Here is a 21,721-nt window from a genome sequence, read left to right as displayed (position 1 = left end):
TCCGGCGACAACCAGGGCGGACGGGCCGCCGAGATCGTGTCCGCTGGGCGGGACAGGGGGAGCCCGGGCCGGGCGGGGCGGATACCGTGGAAGGACCATGAGCGCATCACAGACCTCAGACGTTCCCACTCTTCTCGTCAAGATCTTCGGGAAGGACCGTCCCGGGATCACCGCCGGGCTGTTCGACACGCTGGCCGCGTTCGCCGTCGACGTCGTCGACATCGAGCAGGTCGTCACCCGCGGCCGTATCGTGCTGTGCGCGCTCGTCACCGAGCCGACGGTGAGCACCGAGGGCGAGCTGCGGGCGACCGTGCACAGCTGGGCCGAGTCGCTGAAGCTCCAGGCGGAGATCATCTCGGGTACGGGTGACAACCGGCCGCGTGGCCACGGGCGTTCTCATGTGACCGTGCTCGGGCACCCGCTGACCGCGGAGAACACGGCGGCCATAGCGGCCACGATCACCCGGACCGGCGGCAACATCGACCGTATCTTCCGGCTGGCCAAGTATCCGGTGACGGCCGTCGAGTTCGCGGTGTCCGGTACGGAGACCGCTCCCCTGCGGACGGCGCTGGCCACCGAGGGGCACGAGATCGGGGTGGACGTCGCCGTCGTGTCGGCGGGACTGCACCGCAGGGCGCAGCGGCTGGTCGTCATGGACGTCGACTCGACGCTCATCCAGGACGAGGTGATCGAGCTGTTCGCCGCGCACGCCGGGTGCGAGGCGGAGGTCGCGGAGGTCACGGCGGCGGCGATGCGCGGTGAGCTGGATTTCGAGCAGTCGCTGCACGCGCGCGTGGCGCTGCTGGCCGGTCTGGACGAGTCGGTCGTGGACAAGGTGCGCTCGGAGGTCCGGCTGACGCCCGGGGCGCGCACCCTGATCCGTACGCTGAAGCGGCTCGGCTACCAGGTGGGGGTGGTGTCCGGCGGGTTCACGCAGGTCACGGACGACCTGAAGGTGCGGATGGGCCTGGACTTCGCCTCGGCGAACACGCTGGAGATCGTGGACGGCAAGCTGACGGGCCGGGTCACGGGCGAGATCGTCGACCGGGCCGGCAAGGCGCGGCTGCTGCGCCGGTTCGCCGAGGAGGCCGGTGTGCCGCTGGCGCAGACGGTGGCGATCGGCGACGGCGCCAACGATCTGGACATGCTGAACGCGGCGGGGCTCGGTGTGGCGTTCAACGCGAAGCCCGTGGTGCGGCGGGCGGCGGACACGGCGGTCAACGTGCCCTTCCTCGACACGGTGCTGTATCTGCTGGGCATCACACGCGAGGAGGTCGAGGCGGCGGACGCCGACCCGGCCTGACCACGGGCGTGACGAGCGCGTGGTCCGCGAAGAGGGCCCGGCACCTGGTGGTGCCGGGCCCTTCGTCGTACGGAGGGGTTCAGGCGTGGGGCGCCCAGTAGGCGACGAGCCGGCCCACGCCGTGCTCCACGGACTTCCAGGAGCCGTTGAAGGCGACGACGGCGATCGCGGTGGCCGGGAAGCCGCCCCGGTTCATCCGGGCGAGGAGGTCGCCCTCGGCCTCGCCGGAGAGCGCGTCGGCGAGGGCGTGGATGCCCGGGTTGTGGCCGACGAGCAGGAGGTCGTCCACCTCGTCCGAGGTCTCGTTGAGCAGGGCGATGAGCTCGCCGAGCGACGCCTCGTAGATCCGCTCGTCGTAGACCGTCCGGGGCCGCTGGGGCAGCTCCGACACGACGAGTTTCCACGTTTCCCGGGTGCGTACGGCGGTCGAGCACAGGGTGAGATCGGGGGTGATACCGGTTCCGGCGAGCCAGCGGCCCGCGACGGGCGCGTCCTTCCGGCCGCGGTCGGCGAGCGGCCGCTCGTGGTCGGACTCGTAGGACCAGTCGGCCTTCGCGTGCCGGAGCAGGACGATCCTGCGTGGTGTATCGACGCTCATGCCCTCAGCTTCGCATGAAACCGGCCGTGGGGCGCAGGGTGTTGACCGGCGGAACCTGCACGGGTGAGGGGCGGTCACCAGCTCCGCGCGAGCGTGTGCCGGATCTGTTCGAGGACGCGGCCGACGGCCGGATCGCCCGCGTCGGCGCGGGCCTCGCCCGATCCGGTGATGAGCAGCAGGAGGCAGGCGAACGCGGCCGCGGGGAGCGCCAGGGCCCACCACGGCAGGCGGACGTCCAGGCGGGCGGGGTGGGCCGGGGCGGGTGTGCGGGGCGTGCGGGACGTACGGGCCGGCATGGCCGCCTCCGTCGGTTCGGGGTCCTGGGCGTCGAGGTACCTCGACGCTACGGATCACGGAAGGTGCGGCCCATCCGGTGGGCCACCCACTTCTCCCTGAACCGGTCCCCCTAGGGGACGGGGGGCTGCCCCCACCGTCCCCCGGTCCGTACCGTCCTGCCGGCCCCTACCGTGAGGGGGAGACGACGGTCGCCACGATGGCGATGAGGATTCCGATCGCGAGCATGGCACCGAAGACGCCGAGGAGCTTCTTCTGGCCGTTCTGGGGGTTCGGGTCGAGCACAGGCATGGGGTCAGTCTCGCACCTCGGCCTCGTCCTCGATCGTCCGGTCCCTCCCCGCGAGGACGCCGACCGCCATCTGCGGCACGAGCAGGCCCATCATCAGGGCGAGCGGGACGTCCCAGCCGCCGCTGTGCTGGTAGAGGGCGCCGACGAGGATCGGGCCGGGGATGCAGATCAGGTAGCCGACGCTCTGGGCGAACGCGGAGAGCCGCACGACGCCGGTGCCGGTCCGCGAGCGCATTCCGATCATGGTGAGGGCGAGCGGGAAGGCGCAGTTGGAGACGCCGAGCAGGAGCGCCCACAGCCAGGCGCCGGCCACGGGTGCGGCGTACAGGCCGGCGTATCCGACGAGGCCGGACAGGCCGAGGGCGACGGCGATGGGTCCCTGCTGCTTCATGCGGCCGGCCAGGCGGGGGATGACGAAGGCGAGCGGGACGCCCATGACCATGGTGACCGCGAGGAGGACACCGGCGGTGCCGGCCGGGACGCCGGCGTCGCGGAAGATCTGCGGCATCCAGCCCATGGTGATGTACGCGCCGGTGGCCTGGAGGCCGAAGTAGCAGGCGAGCGCCCAGGCGGTGCGGCTGCGGACGATGCGGAGGGCCGGGCCGGACGGGAGCGCTCCCTGCTCGGGCGAAGCCGCGAGCCTCGGGGAAGGCGCGGGGGCGCCGGTGGCGAACGGGCCGGCCGTGCGGTCGCGGTCGCGGAGGAGGGGTATCCAGGGCAGGACGGCGACGAGGGCGAGGGCGGCCCAGATGCCGATGCCGGCGCGCCAGCTGCCGCCCAGGGCCTCGGTGAGGGGCACGGTGGCGGCGGCCGCCAGGGACGTGCCGAGGGCGAGGGCCATCGAGTAGAGGCCGGTCATGGTGCCGACGCGGCCGGGGAAGTACCGCTTGACGATCACCGGCATGAGGACGTTGCTGACGGCGATGCCCATGAGGGCGAGAGCGGTCGCGGCGAGGAAGGCGGCCGTGCCGTCGGCGAAGGGCCTCACGAGCAGGCCCGCGGCGATGGCGGCCATGCCGGCGCCGACGATGGCGGCGGGGCCGAAGCGGCGGGCGAGGCGGGGTGCGGTGACGCCGAAGACGGCGAAGCACAGCGGCGGTACGGAGGTGAGGACGCCGGCGACGCTGCCGCTCATGTGCAGGCCGGTGCGGACCTCTTCCAGGAGCGCGCCGAGGCTGGTGATGGCGGGGCGGAGGTTGAGGGCGGCGAGGACGAGTCCGACGACCAGGAGGCGGCCCAGCCAGGCGCCGGTGGTGCCGCGGCCGCCGGCCTCCCCGGTGCCCGGGCCCGGGTCCGTACCTCTGCCGCCGGCGGGGGCCGCAGCGGGGGCGGGTGCGGAGGGGCGGGTTCGGGACAGGATGGGGGTCTGCGGCTCGTCGGACATGGAGCCATCATAGAATCATGGGATGATTGGTTGTCCAATCTTGAACGAGAAGGAGCACCATGGCGCTCAGCTCTCCCCGCCGTTCCGCGCTCTCGGACCAGGTGATCGCGCAGCTGCGGAACCAGATCACGTCGGGTGAGTGGCCCGTGGGCTCCCGCATCCCGACGGAGCCCGAGCTGGTCGAGCAGCTGGGCGTCGCTCGCAACACGGTCCGCGAGGCCGTACGGGCGCTCGCGCACAACGGGCTGCTGGACATCCGGCAGGGGTCGGGCACGTACGTCGTCGCGACGAGCGAGCTGGCCGGGGTCATGCACCGGCGCTTCGCGGACGCCGACGCGCGGCACGTGGCCGAGGTGCGCTCCACCCTGGAGTCGTCGGCGGCCCGGCTGGCCGCCCAGCGCCGTACGGAACGGGACCTCCAGCAGCTGGAGCTGCTGCTGGAGCGGCGCGAGGAGGCGTGGGAGTCGGGCGACGCGGAGCGGTTCGTCGCGGCGGACGCCACCTTCCACCTCGCCGTCGTGGCCGCGTCGCACAACGAGGTGCTGACGGAGCTGTACGCCGACCTCGGCCATCTGCTGCGCGCGTGGCTGCGCGACGACGTGGGGCCGGACCTGCGTCCGGAGCACCACATGGACCACGCGCGGCTGGTGGCGGCGATCCGCGCGGGCGACGCCGGGACGGCGGCCGCGGAGGCGGCGGGCTATCCGTTCATGTGCCTGAGGAGCGCTGGGGCGGCACCGGCTGGTGGCTGAGCCAGGCGGAGCGCACTTCCTTCCAGCAGCGTTCCGTCAGCTCGGCGTAGGCGGTGGGCCCGATGTCGACGGGCCTGCTGTCGGCGTCGACGTCCCACCAACGGTCGCACTCGACGTGCAGCTGCACGCGATCGGTGCGGGGATAGGGGTTGTGGCAGTGCGCGGTGACCTGCGAGCCCTCGATCGTCGTACGGCAGGAGGCGCCGAAGCCGTCGCCGCGGGGGCGGGCGTCCCCCTCGGCCGCGAGGACCGGCCCCGCCGCGTAGCCCGCCAGCAGGACCGAGGCCGCGGTCAGAGCCGCTGTCCGGTGGTGTCTCGTACGCCGCACGGTCGCACCTCCTCCCCGACCGCCGGACGCGGAGTGCCCGGCTCGACCAGTGTGCCGTAGAGCCACGAGGGCCGCGCGCCGTCCGGGGACGGGCGCGCGGCCCTCGTGTACGAGTCGCCTGGTCAGGCGGTCACAGCGGGTGGGTCAGGCACCCATGATGTGCACGCCGCCGTCGACGTGGACGATCTCGCCGGTGGTCTTCGGGAAGAAGTCCGACAGCAGGGCGACGACACCGCGGCCGGCGGGCTCCGGGTCGGCCATGTCCCAGGCGAGCGGGGAGCGCTCGTCCCAGACCTTCGCCAGCTCGCCGAAGCCCGGGATGGACTTGGCGGCCATCGAGCCGATGGGGCCGGCGGAGATCAGGTTGCAGCGGATGTTCTTCGCGCCGAGGTCACGCGCCAGGTAGCGGTTGGTGGCCTCCAGGGCCGCCTTGGCGGGGCCCATCCAGTCGTACTGCGGCCAGGCGAACTGCGCGTCGAAGGTCAGGCCGACGACCGAGCCGCCGTTCTCCATGAGCGGCAGGCAGGCCATGGTCAGGGACTTCAGCGAGAACGCCGAGACGTGCATGGCCGTGGAGACCGACTCGAACGGCGTGTTGAGGAAGTTGCCGCCGAGCGCGTCCTGCGGCGCGAAGCCGATGGAGTGGACGACGCCGTCGAGGCCGCCGAGCTCCTTGCGGACGGTCTCCTCGACACGGGCGAGGTGCTCGTCGTTGGTGACGTCCAGCTCGAAGACCGTGGCGGGCTTGGGCAGCTTCTTGGCGATGCGCTCGGTCAGGGTGGGGCGCGGGAACGCGGTGAGGATGACCTCGGCACCCTGCTCCTGGGCCACCTTGGCGGTGTGGAACGCGATGGAGGACTCCATCAGCACACCGGTGACGAGGATGCGCTTGCCCTCGAGAATTCCGCTCATGTGATCAGTGACCCATGCCCAATCCGCCGTCAACCGGGATGACGGCTCCAGTGATGTACGAGGCGTCGTCCGAGGTGAGGAAGCGGACCACGGAGGCGATCTCCTCCGGCTGCGCGTAGCGGCCGAGCGGCACCTGCGCGACGATGCCGGCGCGCTGCTCCTCGGTGAGCACCTTGGTCATGTCGGTGTCGACGAAACCGGGTGCGACGACGTTGAAGGTGATGTTGCGGGAGCCCAGCTCGCGGGCGAGCGAACGGGCGAAGCCGACCAGGCCGGCCTTGGACGCGGCGTAGTTGGCCTGTCCCGCGGAGCCCAGCAGGCCGACCACGGAGGAGATCAGCACGACGCGGCCCTTCTTGGCGCGCAGCATGCCGCGGTTGGCCCGCTTCACGACGCGGAAGGTGCCGGTGAGGTTGGTGTCGAGGACGGAGGTGAAGTCGTCCTCGGACATCCGCATCAGGAGCTGGTCCTTGGTGACGCCGGCGTTGGCGACCAGCACCTCCACCGGGCCGTGCCTCTCCTCGATCTCCTTGTAGGCGGTCTCCACCTGCTCGGCGTCGGTGATGTCGCAGCGCACGGCGAGGCAGCCCAGCTCCGCCAGTTCGGCGGGCGGCTCACCGGACCGGTACGTGATCGCGACCTTGTCGCCTGCTTCGGCGAAAGCGCGGGCGATGGCGAGGCCGATGCCCCGGTTACCTCCCGTGACGAGAACCGAGCGGCTCATCGGATCACCCTTTCCCTAGCTGTGTCGTTCCTCGAAAACCTATCGGTCCGGTACGTCGTACGGGGAATCGACCCCTGACAGTGGCGTAGGAGAGTCACTGTCGGATCCCTACAGAAAGGGTGGGCGTCCGGCCTCGCGGCACGACATGATCGGTGCGACCGGTCGTACAGGACAGGAGACATTGGTGCCTCATTCCATCGACGAAGCCTTCACGGCGCTGCCGCTGCGGGCGCTCGCCGACGCGGCGCTCGCACGGGCGCGGGCGCTCGGCGCGGAGCACGCCGACTTCCGCTTCGAGCGGGTGCGCAGCGCGTCCTGGCGGCTGCGGGACGCCAAGCCCGCCGGGTCGTCGGACACGACGGACCTCGGGTACGCGGTGCGCGTGGTGCACGGCGGGGCCTGGGGGTTCGCGTCGGGGGTCGATCTGACCATGGACGCGGCGGCGAAGGTCGCGTCGCAGGCGGTGGCCATGGCGAAGCTGTCGGCCAAGGTGATCGCGGCGGCGGGATCCGACGAGCGTGTGGAGCTGGCGGACGAGCCGGTGCACGCGGAGCGGACGTGGGTCTCGTCGTACGGGATCGACCCCTTCACGGTGCCGGACGCGGACAAGAGCGGGCTGCTGGCGGAGTGGAGCGCGCGGCTGCTGCGGGCGGAGGGCGTGGCGCACGTGGACGCGTCGCTGCTCACCGTCCACGAGAACAAGTTCTACGCCGATACGGCGGGGACCGTGACCACGCAGCAGCGGGTGCGGCTGCACCCCCAGCTGACGGCGGTCGCGGTGGACGGCTCGACGGGCGAGTTCGACTCGATGCGCACGCTGGCGCCGCCGGTGGGGCGCGGCTGGGAGTACCTGACCGGCACGGGCTGGGACTGGGACGGCGAGCTGGAGCGGATCCCGGAGCTGCTGGCCGAGAAGATGCGCGCGCCGAGCGTCGAGGCGGGGACGTACGACCTGGTCGTGGACCCGTCGAACCTGTGGCTGACGATCCACGAGTCGATCGGGCACGCGACGGAGCTGGACCGGGCGCTGGGGTACGAGGCGGCGTACGCGGGCACGTCGTTCGCGACCTTCGACCAGCTGGGCAAGTTGCGGTACGGCTCGCCGGTGATGAACGTGACCGGTGACCGGACCGCCGAGCACGGACTCGCCACCATCGGGTACGACGACGAGGGCGTCGAGGCCCAGTCGTGGGACCTGGTGAAGGACGGGGTGCTGGTCGGCTACCAGCTGGACCGGCGGATCGCGCGGCTGACGGGTCTCGGGCGCTCCAACGGCTGCGCGTTCGCGGACTCGCCGTCGCACGTGCCGGTGCAGCGCATGGCGAACGTGTCGCTGCTGCCGGAGCCGGGCGGGCTGTCGACGGAGGACCTGATCGGCGGCGTGGAGCGGGGCATCTACGTGGTCGGCGACCGGTCCTGGTCGATCGACATGCAGCGGTACAACTTCCAGTTCACGGGCCAGCGCTTCTTCCGCATCGAGAACGGCCGGCTGGCCGGGCAGCTGCGGGACGTGGCGTACCAGGCGACGACGACGGACTTCTGGGGCTCGCTGGAGAAGGTCGGCGGCCCGCAGACGTACGTCCTGGGCGGCGCGTTCAACTGCGGCAAGGCCCAGCCGGGCCAGATCGCGGCGGTCTCGCACGGCTGCCCGTCCGCCCTGTTCCGGGGCGTCAACATCCTGAACACGACGCAGGAGGCGGGGCGATGAGCCGGAACGCCGCGCACGGGAACCCCTGCCGGGGGTCCGGGGGTCGCCCCCGGGAAAGCACAGTCTCAACACGACGCAGGAGGCGGGGCGATGAGCCGGAACGGGCACCCGCTGCACTCTGCCGGGGGTCCGGGGGTCGCCCCCGGAACAACACAGTCGACGCAGGAGGCGGGGCGATGAGCCGGAACGCCGCGCACGGGAACCCCTGCCGGGGGCCCGGGGGTCGCCCCCCGGGAAAGCACAGTCTCAACACGACGCAGGAGGCGGGGCGATGAGCCGCGTGAGCAAGCCGTACGAGATCGTCGAGCGGGCGCTGGAGCTGTCGCGGGCCGACGGCTGCGTGGTCATCGCGGACGAACAGTCCTCCGCCAACCTGCGCTGGGCCGGGAACGCCCTGACCACCAACGGCGTCACCCGCGGCCGCACCCTCACCGTGATCGCGACCGTCGACGGGGCGGAAGGCACGGCGTCCGGTGTGGTGTCGCGGTCGGCGGTGACCGCGGAGGAGCTGGAGCCGCTGGTGCGGGCCGCCGAGGCCGCCGCCCGCGCGGCCGGGCCCGCCGAGGACGCGCAGCCGCTGGTGTCGGGGGTACCGGTGTCGCCGGACTTCGCGGACGCGCCGGCCGAGACCTCGTCGGCGGTGTTCGGGGACTTCGCGCCCGCGCTGGGCGAGGCGTTCGCGCGGGCCCGCGACGGGGGCCGGGAGCTGTACGGGTTCGCCAGCCACGAGCTGACGTCCACGTACCTGGGGACGTCCACGGGGCTGCGGCTGCGGCACGACCAGCCGAACGGCACGCTGGAGCTGAACGCCAAGTCCCCGGACCGGACGCGCTCGGCCTGGGCGGGCCGGGCCACGCGGGACTTCAAGGACGTCGACCCGCTGGCCCTCGACGACGAGCTGGCGCGCCGGCTGGGCTGGGCGGAGCGGCGGATCGAGCTGCCGGCCGGGCGGTACGACACGCTGCTGCCGCCGACGGCGGTGGCCGACCTGCTGATCTACCAGCAGTGGTCGGCGGCCGCCCGGGACGCGGTGGAGGGCCGGACGGTGTTCTCGAAGCCGGGCGGCGGGACGCGGCTCGGGGAGCGGCTGGCGGACCTGCCGCTGACGCTGCGCAGCGACCCGAACGAGCCGGGCCTGGAGTCCGCGCCGTTCGTGATCGCGCACGCGTCCGGCGACGACGCCTCGGTGTTCGACAACGGGCTGCCGATGGAGCCGGTCGAGTGGATCCGCGACGGCCGGCTGGAGCGGCTCGTCACGACGCGGCACAGCGCCGGGCTTACTCGGTTGCCGGTGGCTCCGGGCGCGGGCAACCTGGTCCTGGACGCCGGTGGCGGGCGGTCGCTGGAGGAGATGGTGTCCACCACGGCGCGTGGGCTGCTGCTGACGTGCCTCTGGTACATCCGCGAGGTCGACCCGGCGACGCTGCTGCTGACCGGGCTGACCAGGGACGGCGTCTACCTCGTCGAGGACGGCGAGGTGGTCGGCGAGGTGAACAACTTCCGCTTCAACGAGTCGCCGGTTGACCTGCTGGGGCGGGCCGTCGAGGCGGGCCGTACGGAGCGGACGCTGCCGCGCGAGTGGAGCGACTGGTTCACGCGGGCCGCGATGCCGCCGCTGCGGGTGCCCGACTTCAACATGAGCTCGGTCAGCCAGGGCGTCTGACCGCCGGGTTTTCCCGCCTAGACTGACCGGGACAGTTTTCAGAGATCCGAGGAGACACGAGACCGTGACGGACATCGTCGACGAGCTGAAGTGGCGCGGGCTGTTCGCCCAGTCCACCGACGAGGAGGCACTGCGCAAGGCTCTCGCGGACGGTCCCGTCACGTTCTATTGCGGTTTCGACCCGACGGCGCCCAGCCTGCACGTCGGGCACCTGGTGCAGGTGCTCACCGTCCGCCGGCTCCAGCTGGCCGGGCACCGGCCGCTGGCGCTGGTCGGCGGGGCGACGGGGCAGATCGGTGACCCGCGCCCGACGGCGGAGCGCACGCTGAACGACCCGGAGACGGTGGCGCGGTGGGTGGAGCGGCTGCGCTCCCAGATCGAGCCGTACCTGTCGTTCGAGGGTGAGAACGCGGCGGTCATGGTGAACAACCTGGACTGGACCGCGAACCTCACCGCGATCGAGTTCCTGCGGGACATCGGCAAGCACTTCCGGGTCAACAAGATGCTCACGAAGGACTCGGTCGCCCGCCGGCTGGAGTCCGAGCAGGGCATCAGCTACACCGAGTTCAGCTACCAGCTGCTCCAGGGCATGGACTTCCTGGAGCTGTACCGCCGGTACGGCTGTGTCCTCCAGCAGGGCGGCAGCGACCAGTGGGGCAACCTCACGGCCGGGCTCGACCTGATCCACCGCCTGGAGCCGGACGCGGTCGTGCACGCGCTGGCGACGCCGCTGATGACGAAGGCGGACGGCACCAAGTTCGGCAAGACCGAGAGCGGTGCGGTGTGGCTGGACCCGGAGATGACCACGCCGTACGCGTTCTACCAGTTCTGGCTGAACGTGGACGACCGGGACATCTCGCGCTACATGCGGATCCTCAGCTTCAAGAGCCGTGCGGAGCTGGAGGAGCTGGAGAAGGTCACCGAGGAGCGGCCGCAGGCCCGTACGGCGCAGCGTGCGCTGGCGGAGGAGCTGACGACGCTGGTGCACGGTGCCGACCAGTGCGCCGCCGTGATCGCCGCGTCGAAGGCGCTGTTCGGTCAGGGCGACCTGGCGGAGCTGGACGAGGCGACGCTGAGCGCGGCGCTGTCGGAGCTGCCGCACGCCAAGGTGGCCGAGCCGGGCCCGGTCGTGGACCTGTTCGCCGAGGTAGGCCTGGTGCCGAGCAAGTCGGCGGCGCGGCGCACGGTGAAGGAGGGCGGCGCGTACGTGAACAACGTGAAGGTGACGTCCGAGGACGCCGTGGTGTCCGCCGGTGACCTGCTGCACGGCCGGTGGCTGGTGCTGCGGCGCGGCAAGAAGAACCTGGCGGCCGTGGAGGTCGCGGCCGGCTGACGCGGCGGGCCCGCCGCGGCCCGCTGACGTACGCCGTACGGGACGGCCGACCGCGGGTGCGCGGAGGGGCGGCCCCGGAGCCCGACCGGCTCCGGGGCCGCTCTCGTCGTATCAGGCGCGTTGCCTGTTGCCCCGTAGGGCCATGTACAGCATGTCGCCGAGGCCGACGACGACGATCGCGGCGACGATCTGCAGGGCGTGCCTGCCCCAGTCGATACCGGCTGTTTCCTCGATGCCGAAGCCCCTCGCCATGGCGTTGCCGGCGATGCCACCGATGATGCCGAAGATGGTGATCAGCCAGAGGGGGCTGTGCTGCTTGCCCGGAATGATCGCCTTCGCGAGCAGTCCCAGCACGAACCCCACGATAATCGCCCACAACCAGCCCATGGCTGCCTCCTCCGTAAGGATCGACGTGAGCAGTCCCTGACAGTCTCGGCCCATCGGGCGTACGGCGCATGTCGGGCATCCCGCCGTACGGACCGGGGGACCCGCTCCTCGTCCGGACGCGGGCCGGGCGTACCGTGGAAGGAGGCCGGGCCGGGAGGCGGCCCGGAGGGAAGAGCCGGTGGAGCAGGTCGGTGGTGGAGCGTGATGCGGAAGCACGGCGGCAGTGAGGTCTTCCGGATCACCGGAGCCCGGCAGGGGCTGGCCGATGACATCCGGGGCCGGCAGCGCCGCTATGTGATCTCCATGTCCGTACGAACGGTTTCGGTCATTGCCGCGGCGTCCCTGTGGAACGTGGAACGTCATGTGGCCATCGTGGCGCTCGTGCTGGGTGCGGTGCTGCCGTACATCGCCGTGGTGATCGCGAACGCGGGCCGTGAGACCGCTCCCTCGCAGCCGTCGACCTTCGTGGCCACTCCTCCCGTGGTGCGACCGGTGCTGGAACCCCCTGCGGAGACCCCGCCGGAGGGCGCCGCGGACGAGCCCGGGGAGCGGCCCGGCACCGGGCCCGGGGAGCGGAAACACCCCACGGTGTGATCCATCGATAATCTGCCAAGCTCAAGAAAAGCTCAGATCAATCGTGAAGTTCCGGTGCACCGCGACGGGTTGTGCGTGACATACTGCCTACGCGCTCCGCATCCCCCGTCGGAGCGACGGACCGACGCCGGGCAGCTCCCCCCGTGGCTGCCCGGCGTCGCCTTGTCCGTACGTATGTCTGGGACGTGTGCCGTGAGCGACGAGAACCACCCGATCTGTTCCGCCAAGGGCTGCCGGGCCGACGCCGTGTGGGTGCTGGCGTGGAACAACCCGAAGCTGCACACCCCGGAGCGCCGCAAGACCTGGCTGGCCTGCGAGGAGCACCGTGAGCACCTGTCGCAGTTCCTGGGTGTGCGCGGGTTCCTGAAGGACGTGGTCACGCTCGCCGAGTGGGAGTCGCGGGACTCCGGTCCGTCAGCCGCCGATCGCTGACATCGGGCGGTCGGGCTGGAGGAAGTCCGGGTCGTCGAGGCCGGAGCCGGCCTTCTTGCCCCACATGGCCTGCCGCCAGATGCGGGCGACCTCCTCGTCCGGGGCGTCCGAGCGCAGCGTGCCCCGCAGGTCCGTCTCCTCACGGGCGAAGAGGCAGGTGCGGACCTGGCCGTCGGCGGTCAGCCGGGTGCGGTCGCAGGCGCGGCAGAACGGGCGGGTGACGGAGGCGATGACGCCCACGCGGTGGGGGCCGCCGTCGACGATCCAGCGCTCGGCGGGTGCCGAGCCGCGCTCCTCGTCCTTCTCGGGCGTGAGCGTGAAGCGGGTGCGCAGCGACTCCAGGATGTCCCCGGCGGTGATCATGCCGTCGCGCTTCCAGCCGTGCTGGGCGTCCAGGGGCATCTGCTCGATGAACCGCAGCTCGTAGTCGTGGGCCACGGCCCAGGCGAGCAGGTCGGGGGCCTCGTCGTCGTTGAGCCCCGGCATGAGGACCGTGTTGACCTTGACGGGGGTGAGGCCGGCGTCGCGGGCGGCGGCCAGGCCGTCCAGGACGTCGTGGTGGCGGTCGCGGCGGGTGAGGGTCTTGAAGACGTCCGGGCGCAGCGTGTCGAGCGAGACGTTGACCCGGTCCAGGCCGGCGACCTTCAGCGCGGTGGCCGTGCGCTTGAGGCCGATGCCGTTGGTGGTGAGGGACATCCTGGGGCGGGGCTCCAGGGCCGCGCACTGCTCGACGATCGAGACGAGGCCGGGGCGCAGCAGGGGCTCGCCGCCGGTGAAGCGGACCTCGGTGACGCCGAGCCGGGTGACGGCGATCCGTATGAGACGGACGATCTCGTCGTCCGTGAGCAGATCGGGCTTGGCCAGCCACTGCAGGCCCTCCTCGGGCATGCAGTACGTGCAGCGCAGATTGCACCGGTCCGTGAGTGAGACCCGCAGATCCGTGGCCACGCGGCCGTAGGTGTCGATGAGCACCGTGTGCGCCCTCCCCGGGGTACCGGCTGTCGTCTTCTCCCGAGCCTACGCGAGACCGCCGACAACATCAGTGGCCGTATGGCCCAGGAGCGGCGAGGCCGCGTCGTAGGGTCCTACGACGCGGCCTCCGCCCGGTCGCTCAGGGTGCACGGGTCAGTGCGCTGCGACACCGGTGAGGGACTTGACCTCCAGTTCCGCGTACTTTCCGGCGTCCGGCTCCTCCTTGGAGAGGAGGGAGCCGAGCCAGCCGAGCAGGAAGCCGAGCGGGATGGAGACGAGGCCGGGGTTCTCCAGCGGGAACCAGGCGAAGTCGGCGCTCGGGAACATCGAGCTGGCCTTGCCGGAGACGACCGGCGAGAACAGCACGAGCACGACGGACGCGGTGAGGCCGCCGTAGATCGACCACAGGGCGCCCTGTGTGGTGAAGCGCTTCCAGAACAGGCTGTAGAGGATCGTCGGCAGGTTGGCGGACGCGGCGACCGCGAAGGCGAGGGCGACGAGGCCGGCGACGTTGAGGTCACGGGCGAGCGCGCCGAGCGCGATGGAGACGATGCCGATCAGGACGGTCGCCCAGCGGGCCGCGCGGACCTCCTCCTGCTCCGTGGCCTTGCCGCGGCGGATGACGTTGGCGTAGATGTCGTGCGCGAACGAGGAGGACGAGGCGAGGGTGAGGCCGGCGACCACCGCGAGGATGGTGGCGAAGGCGACGGCGGAGATCACCGCGAGGAGGATCGCGCCTCCGGCCGAGTCCGCTCCGCCGATGTGCAGGGCGAGCAGCGGGGCCGCCGTGTTGCCGGCCTTGTTGGAGGCGGTGATCTCGGCGGGGCCGACGATGGCGGCGGCGCCGAAGCCGAGGGCGATGGTCATCAGGTAGAAGGCGCCGATGATGCCGATGGCCCAGTTGACGGACTTCCGCGCCGCCTTGGCGGTGGGCACCGTGTAGAAGCGGATGAGGATGTGCGGCAGTCCGGCCGTGCCGAGCACCAGCGCGATGCCCAGCGACAGGAAGTCCAGCTTGGACGTGGGGGTCAGGCCGTACTTGAGGCCGGGCTCCAGGAAGGCGGCGCCCTTGCCGCTGTTCTCGGCGGCCTTGCCGAGCAGGTCGGAGACGTTGAAGTTGAACTTCCACAGCACCAGGAAGGTGATGAGCAGGGTGCCCGCGATGAGCAGGACCGCCTTGACCATCTGGACCCAGGTGGTGCCCTTCATGCCGCCGATCGTCACGTAGACGATCATCAGGACGCCGACCAGGGCGACGATCGCGACCTTGCCGCCGTCGCTGGTGATGCCGAGCAGCAGGGAGACCAGGACGCCCGCGCCCGCCATCTGCGCCAGCAGGTAGAAGATCGACACGACGATGGTGGAGGTGCCGGCGGCGGTGCGGACCGGGCGCTGGCGCATCCGGTAGGCGAGGACGTCGCCCATGGTGAAGCGACCGGAGTTGCGCAGCGGCTCGGCGACCAGGAGCAGGGCGACCAGCCAGGCGACGAGGAAGCCGATGGAGTACAGGAAGCCGTCGTACCCGAAGAGGGCGATGGCGCCGGCGATACCGAGGAACGACGCGGCGGACATGTAGTCGCCGGAGATGGCGAGGCCGTTCTGGAAGCCGGTGAACTGGCGGCCGCCCGCGTAGAAGTCGGCGGCGCTCTTGGTCTGGCGGCCGGCCCAGACGGTGATGAAGAGGGTCGCCACGACGAAGCACGCGAACAGTGTGATGATCAGCGGCCGGTGCTCGCTCGCGCTTCCGGCGGCGAGCAGGACGGGGGTGGCGCTCATGCGTCGGCCTCCATACGGGACTTGATCGCCTCCGCCTTCGGGTCGAGCTTCTCGGCCGCGTGCCGCGAGTAGAACCAGGCGATGAGGAAGGTGGTCAGGAACTGGGCCAGCCCGAGGACGAGCGCCACGTTGATGTTGCCGAAGAGCCTGGTGCCCATGAGGCCGCCCGCGTAGTTGGACAGCAGGACGTAGAGCAGGTACCAGGCGATGAAGGCGATCGTCAGCGGAAAGGCGAAGGAACGGTACGTACGGCGCAGTTCGCCGAACTCCGCACTCCGCTGTACCTCGACGAACGACTCGGTCGTGGGCTGGACGGGGCCGGTGGCCGCGCCACCTCGGGGCGGCGGTGCTTCGGTAGCCACGGAAACTCCTCGCGACACGGGTGCTGTGGGCAGGGGGGCGGGGTCACCTGACGGTGCCGGGAGGCCGCCTGGCGCTCCCTCCCCTGACAACGTCACGGAGGGCGCGGCGCAGCGGTTCACCTCGCTTCTTCTTTCTGCGTGAACTCATTGCTGCGCATGGATGATCGGCGATAGCTTCGCTCGTCATGTACCCGCCCAGCAGTTCCTCGCGGGCGGACGTCACGGATGATGTGGAGAACCCATGGCTCATCTGCGTTCCAGGCGCGGGCGTGCACTCGCACTGCCCGTCGGCCTGGCGCTCACGGCCTCGCTCGGCTTCCTGCCGGCCGGCGCGGCCACGGCGGCCCCGGCGGACGAGGTGTCCGCCCCCGCCGCCACCAACGGCCCGAACCTGTCGTACGTCGTCAACATCGACGGCGGCAGTCGTACCGCGGCGCGCGTCAAGGCCGCGATAGCCGAGGCCGGTGGCACGGTCGTCGCGTCGTACGACCGGATCGGCGTCATCGTCGTCCACTCGGCGAACCCGGGCTTCGCGCGGGCGATCCGCGCGGTCGACGGCGTGCACTCCGCCGGTGCGACGCGCACCGCGCCGCTGGCACCGGTCGCGACGACGGCCGTCGACGAGGCCGCGCAGCCGCTCACCGCGCAGGAGGCGAAGGCCGCCGCGGCCGAGGCCGACGCGGACCAGGACCCGCTGGAGCCCCTGCAGTGGAGCCTGCCGGCCATCAAGGCCGACAAGGCGCACGAGAGGAGCATCGGCAGCAGCAAGGTGACCGTCGCGGTCATCGACACGGGCGTCGACGACACCCACCCGGACCTGGCGCCCAACTTCGACCGCGCCGCGTCGGCGAACTGCGTGTCGGGCAAGGCGGACACCACCGAGGGCTCCTGGCGCCCCGCGGCCGGCGAGAGCGACCACGGCACCCATGTCGCGGGCACCATCGCCGCGGCGAAGAACGGCATCGGCGTGACCGGTGTCGCGCCGGGCGTGAAGGTCTCCGGCATCAAGGTGTCGAACCCGGACGGCTTCTTCTACACGGAGGCCGTCGTCTGCGGCTTCATGTGGGCGGCCGACCACGGCGTCGAGGTCACCAACAACAGCTACTACGTGGACCCGTGGCTGTACAACTGCACGAACGACCCGGACCAGGGCGCCCTGGTCGAGTCGCTGCAGCGGGCCACGCGGTACGCCGAGCGCAAGGGCGCGGTCAATGTCGCCGCCGCCGGCAACTCCGCCACGGACCTGGCCTCCGACTCGGTGACCGACACCACCAGCCCGAACGACTCCGAGACGGTCGACCGGGTCGTCGACCCGAGCGTCTGCCCGGACATCCCGACGATGCTGCCCGGCGTCGTCACCGTGTCGGCGACCGGCGCCAAGAACCTGAAGGCGTCGTTCTCCAACTACGGTCTCGGCGTCGTGGACATCGCCGCCCCGGGCGGTGACCGCACCGAGTACCAGACGCCGCAGGCGCCCGCGACGAACGGCCGCATCCTGTCGACCACCGTCAAGGGCGGCTACAACTACAAGGCCGGCACGTCGATGGCGTCCCCGCACGTCGCGGGTGTCGTGGCGCTCATCAAGTCGAAGCACCCGTACGCCACGCCCGCCATGGTGAAGGCGATGCTGTACGCGCAGGCCGACGACACGTCCTGCACCAACCCGTACGACATCAACGGCGACGGCAAGGTCGACGCCGAGTGCGAGGGCGGCAGGGGCAAGAACGGCTTCTACGGCACCGGACTGGTCGACGCGCTGGACGCTGTCCGCTGGTGACCGGCCGTTCCTGAGCCGACTGGGGAGGGGGCCCGGGCGCACGCTGGTGCGCCCGGGCCTTTACCGTTCCCCATCTTGGCACTCAGTGCCAGGATGGGGGGATGAGAGGCGCTACTGAAACGGCTTGGGCGGCACTGGGTGCCGACCCGGTGTGGTGTGAGCGGGTGCGGTACGAGGGCGGGCCGGGCGGTCTGCCGGCCCGGCTGCCCGTCATGGACCTGGCTCGGGCGACCGTCGCCGTCTGCTCGCTGGCGGCCGCCGAACTGGCCACCGTGCGGACCGGGGCGGCCGTGCCCTCCGTACGGGTCGACGACGGGGCCGTCACGGCGGCGTTCCACAGTGAGCGGCTGGTCCGGCTGGACGGGCACGTGGCCGAGAGCTTCGCGCCGCTGTCCCGGTTCTGGCGGGCCGCCGACGGCTGGGTGCGGACGCACGCCAACTACCCGCACCACCGCGAACGGCTGCTGGCCGCGCTCTCCCTCCGCCCGGACGCCGGCCCGGCCGAGGTCGCCGACGCGCTCGCGGAACGCCGGGCCGCGGACGTGGAGGAGGCGGTGTACGCGGCGGGCGGCCTGGCCGTCGCGGTGCGGGACGCCGGGGAGTGGGCGGCGCACGAGCAGGGCGCGCTGGTGGCGGGCAGGCCGCTGCTGACGCTGGAGCGGGTGGGGGACGCGGGGGCGAGGGCTGCGGGCGTGCGGGGCGCGGTGTCGCCCGGGCTGCCGTGTGCCGGGGTGCGGGTGCTGGATCTGACCCGGGTGCTCGCCGGGCCGGTCGCCACGCGGACGCTGGCGCTGCTGGGCGCGGACGTGCTGCGGATCGACGCGCCGCAGCTGCCGGAGGGCCAGGACATCCACAACGACACGGGCCTGGGCAAGCGGTCGGCGCTCCTGGACCTCGGACGGGCCGCCGACCACCGGGTGTTCGAGGAGCTGCTGGCGGGCGCCGACGTCGTGGTGACCGGCTACCGGCCGGGCGCGCTCGACCGGTTCGGGCTCTCCCCGGAGGCACTGGCCGCGCGGCGGCCGGGGCTCGTGGTGGCCCAGCTGTCGGCGTGGGGGCGCTACGGCCCCTGGGGCGGGCGGCGCGGCTTCGACAGCCTGGTGCAGGCGGCGACGGGCATCGCGCTCCTGGAGGGCGACGGCGGCGAGCCGGGCGCGCTGCCCGCCCAGGCCCTCGACCACGGCACCGGCTACCTGCTGGCCGCGGCGGTGCTGCGCGGGCTGACGGAGCGCCAGAGGGACGGCGCCGGCCGGGTCGCGCGGCTGTCGCTGACGCAGACCGCGCACTGGCTGGTCCACGGGCCGGCCGACGGCGGCACGGGCCCCGAGGGCGGCGAGGCGTACTCCCCCGCGCCGTGGCTGGTGGAGCGGGACGGGCCGGTGGGGCGGGTGCGGTACGCCCGCTCCCCCGTCGGCTTCGCGGGCGGCCCGGTGGACTGGGCGGGGCCGGCGGGCCGTTGGGGGGCGGACACCCCGCGGTGGGTCACGGCTTGACGAGGACCTTCAGGGCGGTGCGCTCGTCCATGGCCCGGTAGCCGTCGGGCACGCCGTCGAGGCCGACGGCGAGGTCGAAGACGGGCGACGGGTCGAGCGTGCCGTCCAGGACGTCCGGGAGCAGCTGCGGGATGTAGGTGCGGACGGGGGCGACGCCGCCGCGCAGGGCGATGTTCCGGTCGAACATGACGCCGAGGTCGAGGCCGCCGCCGCTGCCGTGGGGCACCCCGACGTAGCCGATGGAGCCGCCGTCGCGGACGACGGACACGGCGGTGCGCATGGACTGTTCGGTGCCGACCGCCTCGATCACGGCGTGCGCGCCCTGCCCCTTGGTCAACTCGTGCACGGCGGCCACGGCGGCCTCGCCGCGCTCGGCGACGACGTCGGTGGCGCCGAAGGCGCGGGCGATGTCGGTACGTGCCGGGTGGCGGCCCAGGGCGATGATCCGCTCCGCGCCGAGCCGCTTGGCGGCCAGCACGCCGCACAGGCCGACGGCGCCGTCCCCGACGACGGCGACGATGGAGCCCGCGGTCACGCCGGCCCCGACGGCCGCGTGGTGTCCGGTGCCCAGGACGTCGGAGAGCGCGAGCAGCGCGGTGAGCAGCCGGTCGTCGCCGGCCGCGTCGGCGGGCAGCTTGACGAGGGTGCCGTCGGCGAAGGGCACGCGGACCGCCTCGCCCTGTCCGCCGTCGGAGCCGGGCGTGCCCCAGAAGCCGCCCTGCGGGCAGGACGTGGTCAGGCCCTCGGCGCAGTAGTCGCAGGTGCCGTCGGACCAGACGAACGGCGCCACGGCCAGGTCGCCGGGGGCGAAGCCGGTCACACCGGCGCCCACCTCCTCGACGACGCCCAGGAACTCGTGCCCGATCCTCTGACCCGGCCGGCGCTCCGACTCGCCGCGGTAGGCCCACAGGTCGCTGCCGCAGACACAGGCCCGCAGGACGCGCAGGACGACGTCGGTGGGGTGCTGGACGACCGGGTCGGGCACCTCCTCGATCCGTATGTCGAAGGGTGCGTGGATGGTGGTGGCGCGCATGGCGGACGATCCCCCGCTTACCTCTGTTCAGGTGGACACGACCGCTCCACGGTACGCGGCGGCCGCGCCGGCCGGCCGGGCCAGGGCGCCGGAGGCCAGCAGGTACTGGGCGGCGCCGTACGTCAGCATGATCCAGAAGTCGGGGACGGGCGGCTGCGGCCAGGCGGCGACGCCGGTGGCAATGAGGGTGTCGGAGAGCAGGAACAGCGCGCCCCCGGCCCCGGCGGCGAGGCCGAGCCCGCTCGCCCGGTACGCCATGGCGGTGAGCAGCAGGGAGTACCCGGCGACCGGGACCCGCAGGTCCGCGGGCAGGTCCGGCCACAGCAGGGCGACGACGGTCACGAGGGCGGCGCCGTAGGCGATGCCGAGGAGCGGCGACGTACGGGCCCGCCCGAACAGGACGAGGTAGCAGACGTGCCCGGCGGCGAAGGAGCCCATGCCGACGAGGAACGCCCACTCGGCGCCGGACAGCAGGAACACGTCCCCGCCCCAGCCGAACAGCAGCGCGACGACCAGCGGCCGCGGGGCGCCGCGCACCCCGGCGTACGCCGCGAGCAGCGGCATCAGCAGCGGCTTGGCGACCACGTGCCCGGCGCGCACGCCGGCCAGCAGGGCGGCGAGGTCGGCGGCGAGGGCCACGGCGAAGGCCGCCAGCAGGAACCGGGCGAGCCGCTCGCGCCCCCTGGTGTCCGTGCCGCTCACGCGACGCGCTCCGGCGCCGCGGCGGCCTTGCTGGGCTGCGGCTGCCAGCCGGGCCCGCGGAAGACCCGGCCGGCACGCTCCCGCCAGGAGCGGGCGGCCCGCAGGTCGCGGGCGATGGCCACGTACTCGTGCGTGGCGACGCGCAGCGGGTTGTAGGTGTCGATGTTCTTGGTGAGCCCGTAGACGGGCCGCTCGGTCTCGGCGACGAACGTGCCGAACATCCGGTCCCAGACGATGAGGATCCCGCCGAAGTTGCGGTCCAGGTAGCCGCCCTGGGAGGCGTGGTGCACGCGGTGGTGCGAGGGCGTGTTGAGGACGAACTCGAAGGGGCGCGGCAGCTTGCCGATGCGTTCCGTGTGCACCCAGAACTGGTAGACGAGGTTCGCCGACGAGCAGAAGGCGAGCGCCGCCGGGTGCACGCCGCAGGCGATGAGCGGCAGGTAGAACGGCCACACGGTCCAGGTCGTCCAGGGCTGGCGCAGCGCGGTCGTGAGGTTGAACTTCCGGCTGGAGTGGTGGACGACGTGGCAGGCCCACAGGATCCGGATGACGTGGTGGCCGCGGTGGGACCAGTAGTAGAAGAAGTCCTGCGCGAGCAGCATCAGCAGGACCGTCCACCACAGGACGGGGACGCGCGCGGGCGTCAGCTCGTACACGGCCGTGTAGACCGCGAGGATGGGGATCTTCCACAGGAGGTCGAAGACGAGACTGCCGAGCCCCATGGAGATGCTGGTGGCGGCGTCCTTCGCTGCGTACCCGGCGGCGTCCTCGTCGGGATGGAGCCGGTAGCTCACCATCTCCAGGACGGTGAGCAGCACGAAGGCGGGTATCGACCACAGCACGACATCGGGCAGGTTCGGCATGCGAGCACGGTAGGGCCGGGGATCGGGCCGCGGCTAGATG

General features: G+C 72.3%; 23 protein-coding genes. 9 read left to right on the top strand and 14 right to left on the bottom strand.

The genetic code is table 11. The features are described 5' to 3' along the window. Window positions 1-97: 97 nt before the first annotated feature. Entirely contained in the window at window positions 98-1,303 is a 1,206-nt protein-coding gene (gene serB / locus ABEB09_RS26295) for a phosphoserine phosphatase SerB (protein WP_345692388.1), read from the top strand. A 79-nt stretch (window positions 1,304-1,382) separates the two neighbouring features. Here serB and ABEB09_RS26290 read toward each other — a convergent pair whose 3' ends face one another. From ABEB09_RS26290 to ABEB09_RS26275, 4 genes are all read right to left on the bottom strand, one after another. After that, window positions 1,383-1,901: a SixA phosphatase family protein gene (locus tag ABEB09_RS26290; RefSeq protein WP_345692387.1), complete on the bottom strand. Its 519-nt coding sequence runs from the start codon at window positions 1,899-1,901 to the stop codon at window positions 1,383-1,385. A gap of 74 nt (window positions 1,902-1,975) precedes the next feature. Further along, window positions 1,976-2,197, bottom strand: coding sequence for a hypothetical protein (locus ABEB09_RS26285; RefSeq protein WP_345692386.1), 222 nt, complete (start codon window positions 2,195-2,197; stop codon window positions 1,976-1,978). Between the two features lie 166 nt (window positions 2,198-2,363). Continuing rightward, a complete protein-coding gene (locus tag ABEB09_RS26280; protein ID WP_345692385.1) occupies window positions 2,364-2,486 on the bottom strand; it encodes an SGM_5486 family transporter-associated protein in 123 nt (40 codons plus the stop codon). Between the two features lie 4 nt (window positions 2,487-2,490). Further along, window positions 2,491-3,870: a CynX/NimT family MFS transporter gene (locus ABEB09_RS26275; protein ID WP_345692384.1), complete on the bottom strand. Its 1,380-nt coding sequence runs from the start codon at window positions 3,868-3,870 to the stop codon at window positions 2,491-2,493. A gap of 59 nt (window positions 3,871-3,929) precedes the next feature. Between ABEB09_RS26275 and ABEB09_RS26270 the strand changes: the two genes are divergently transcribed. Further along, complete coding sequence (locus tag ABEB09_RS26270; RefSeq protein ID WP_345692383.1) at window positions 3,930-4,622, top strand: FadR/GntR family transcriptional regulator; 693 nt, start codon at window positions 3,930-3,932, stop codon at window positions 4,620-4,622. Here ABEB09_RS26270 and ABEB09_RS26265 read toward each other — a convergent pair. The 3 genes from ABEB09_RS26265 to fabG all read right to left on the bottom strand — a co-directional run bounded on the left by ABEB09_RS26265 (window position 4,579) and on the right by fabG (window position 6,586). Continuing rightward, the gene (locus ABEB09_RS26265) at window positions 4,579-4,950 is read right to left on the bottom strand and encodes a hypothetical protein (protein WP_345692382.1); all 372 of its coding nucleotides are present in this window, start codon (window positions 4,948-4,950) and stop codon (window positions 4,579-4,581) included. The two genes, ABEB09_RS26270 and ABEB09_RS26265, sit on opposite strands and share 44 nt — an antisense overlap. 144 nt (window positions 4,951-5,094) lie before the next feature. Further along, the gene (fabI, locus tag ABEB09_RS26260) at window positions 5,095-5,862 is read right to left on the bottom strand and encodes an enoyl-ACP reductase FabI (RefSeq protein WP_345692381.1); all 768 of its coding nucleotides are present in this window, start codon (window positions 5,860-5,862) and stop codon (window positions 5,095-5,097) included. A 4-nt stretch (window positions 5,863-5,866) separates the two neighbouring features. Beyond that, window positions 5,867-6,586, bottom strand: a complete 720-nt coding sequence (fabG, locus tag ABEB09_RS26255) for a 3-oxoacyl-[acyl-carrier-protein] reductase (RefSeq protein WP_345692380.1) — start codon at window positions 6,584-6,586, stop codon at window positions 5,867-5,869. 184 nt (window positions 6,587-6,770) lie between these two features. Between fabG and ABEB09_RS26250 the strand changes: the two genes are divergently transcribed. The 3 genes from ABEB09_RS26250 to tyrS all read left to right on the top strand — a co-directional run bounded on the left by ABEB09_RS26250 (window position 6,771) and on the right by tyrS (window position 11,290). Next, the gene (locus ABEB09_RS26250) at window positions 6,771-8,294 is read left to right on the top strand and encodes a TldD/PmbA family protein (protein WP_345692379.1); all 1,524 of its coding nucleotides are present in this window, start codon (window positions 6,771-6,773) and stop codon (window positions 8,292-8,294) included. A 271-nt stretch (window positions 8,295-8,565) separates the two neighbouring features. Beyond that, window positions 8,566-9,957, top strand: coding sequence for a metallopeptidase TldD-related protein (locus tag ABEB09_RS26245; RefSeq protein ID WP_345692378.1), 1,392 nt, complete (start codon window positions 8,566-8,568; stop codon window positions 9,955-9,957). Between the two features lie 64 nt (window positions 9,958-10,021). Then, window positions 10,022-11,290 carry a tyrosine--tRNA ligase gene (gene tyrS, locus ABEB09_RS26240; RefSeq protein WP_345692377.1) on the top strand — a complete coding sequence of 423 codons (1,269 nt, stop codon included), beginning with the start codon at window positions 10,022-10,024 and terminating at the stop codon, window positions 11,288-11,290. A 111-nt stretch (window positions 11,291-11,401) separates the two neighbouring features. Here the strand turns inward: tyrS and ABEB09_RS26235 are convergent, their stop codons facing one another. Beyond that, window positions 11,402-11,677, bottom strand: coding sequence for a GlsB/YeaQ/YmgE family stress response membrane protein (locus ABEB09_RS26235; protein WP_345692376.1), 276 nt, complete (start codon window positions 11,675-11,677; stop codon window positions 11,402-11,404). A gap of 204 nt (window positions 11,678-11,881) precedes the next feature. Between ABEB09_RS26235 and ABEB09_RS26230 the strand changes: the two genes are divergently transcribed. Further along, window positions 11,882-12,271: a DUF3099 domain-containing protein gene (locus ABEB09_RS26230; RefSeq protein ID WP_345692375.1), complete on the top strand. Its 390-nt coding sequence runs from the start codon at window positions 11,882-11,884 to the stop codon at window positions 12,269-12,271. Window positions 12,272-12,445: 174 nt separating this feature from the next. Continuing rightward, window positions 12,446-12,703, top strand: coding sequence for a hypothetical protein (locus tag ABEB09_RS26225; RefSeq protein WP_380840041.1), 258 nt, complete (start codon window positions 12,446-12,448; stop codon window positions 12,701-12,703). On the opposite strand, the gene moaA is transcribed toward ABEB09_RS26225, so the two are convergent. From moaA to ABEB09_RS26210, 3 genes are all read right to left on the bottom strand, one after another. Continuing rightward, a complete protein-coding gene (gene moaA / locus ABEB09_RS26220; RefSeq protein WP_345692373.1) occupies window positions 12,686-13,675 on the bottom strand; it encodes a GTP 3',8-cyclase MoaA in 990 nt (329 codons plus the stop codon). The two genes, ABEB09_RS26225 and moaA, sit on opposite strands and share 18 nt — an antisense overlap. 153 nt (window positions 13,676-13,828) lie before the next feature. Then, window positions 13,829-15,451, bottom strand: a complete 1,623-nt coding sequence (locus tag ABEB09_RS26215; RefSeq protein WP_345692372.1) for a solute symporter family protein — start codon at window positions 15,449-15,451, stop codon at window positions 13,829-13,831. Next, window positions 15,448-15,813, bottom strand: a complete 366-nt coding sequence (locus tag ABEB09_RS26210; RefSeq protein WP_345692371.1) for a DUF485 domain-containing protein — start codon at window positions 15,811-15,813, stop codon at window positions 15,448-15,450. The genes ABEB09_RS26215 and ABEB09_RS26210 overlap by 4 nt, the downstream gene beginning before the upstream one ends. 241 nt (window positions 15,814-16,054) lie before the next feature. Between ABEB09_RS26210 and ABEB09_RS26205 the strand changes: the two genes are divergently transcribed. Beyond that, on the top strand, window positions 16,055-17,590 hold the full coding sequence (locus tag ABEB09_RS26205; RefSeq protein ID WP_345692370.1) for a S8 family serine peptidase: 1,536 nt from the start codon (window positions 16,055-16,057) through the stop codon (window positions 17,588-17,590). Between the two features lie 101 nt (window positions 17,591-17,691). Then, on the top strand, window positions 17,692-19,083 hold the full coding sequence (locus tag ABEB09_RS26200) for a CoA transferase (RefSeq protein ID WP_345692369.1): 1,392 nt from the start codon (window positions 17,692-17,694) through the stop codon (window positions 19,081-19,083). Here ABEB09_RS26200 and ABEB09_RS26195 read toward each other — a convergent pair. Genes ABEB09_RS26195 through ABEB09_RS26185 form a run of 3 tightly spaced genes read right to left on the bottom strand, consistent with a single transcriptional unit; the run spans window position 19,073 to window position 21,681 of the window. Then, window positions 19,073-20,116: a zinc-dependent alcohol dehydrogenase family protein gene (locus ABEB09_RS26195; protein ID WP_345692368.1), complete on the bottom strand. Its 1,044-nt coding sequence runs from the start codon at window positions 20,114-20,116 to the stop codon at window positions 19,073-19,075. The genes ABEB09_RS26200 and ABEB09_RS26195 overlap by 11 nt on opposite strands. 27 nt (window positions 20,117-20,143) lie before the next feature. Beyond that, window positions 20,144-20,818, bottom strand: a complete 675-nt coding sequence (locus tag ABEB09_RS26190; RefSeq protein ID WP_345692367.1) for a lysoplasmalogenase — start codon at window positions 20,816-20,818, stop codon at window positions 20,144-20,146. After that, window positions 20,815-21,681, bottom strand: coding sequence for a sterol desaturase family protein (locus ABEB09_RS26185; protein WP_345692366.1), 867 nt, complete (start codon window positions 21,679-21,681; stop codon window positions 20,815-20,817). Before ABEB09_RS26185 ends, ABEB09_RS26190 begins: the two co-directional genes overlap by 4 nt. Between the last annotated feature and the right edge of the window lie 40 nt (window positions 21,682-21,721).

The organism is Streptomyces coeruleoprunus, assembly GCF_039542925.1.
Classification (GTDB): Bacteria; Actinomycetota; Actinomycetes; order Streptomycetales; family Streptomycetaceae; genus Streptomyces; species Streptomyces coeruleoprunus.
Note: the sequence above shows the minus strand (reverse complement) of the source record. Positions and strands in the feature narration are given on the sequence as shown.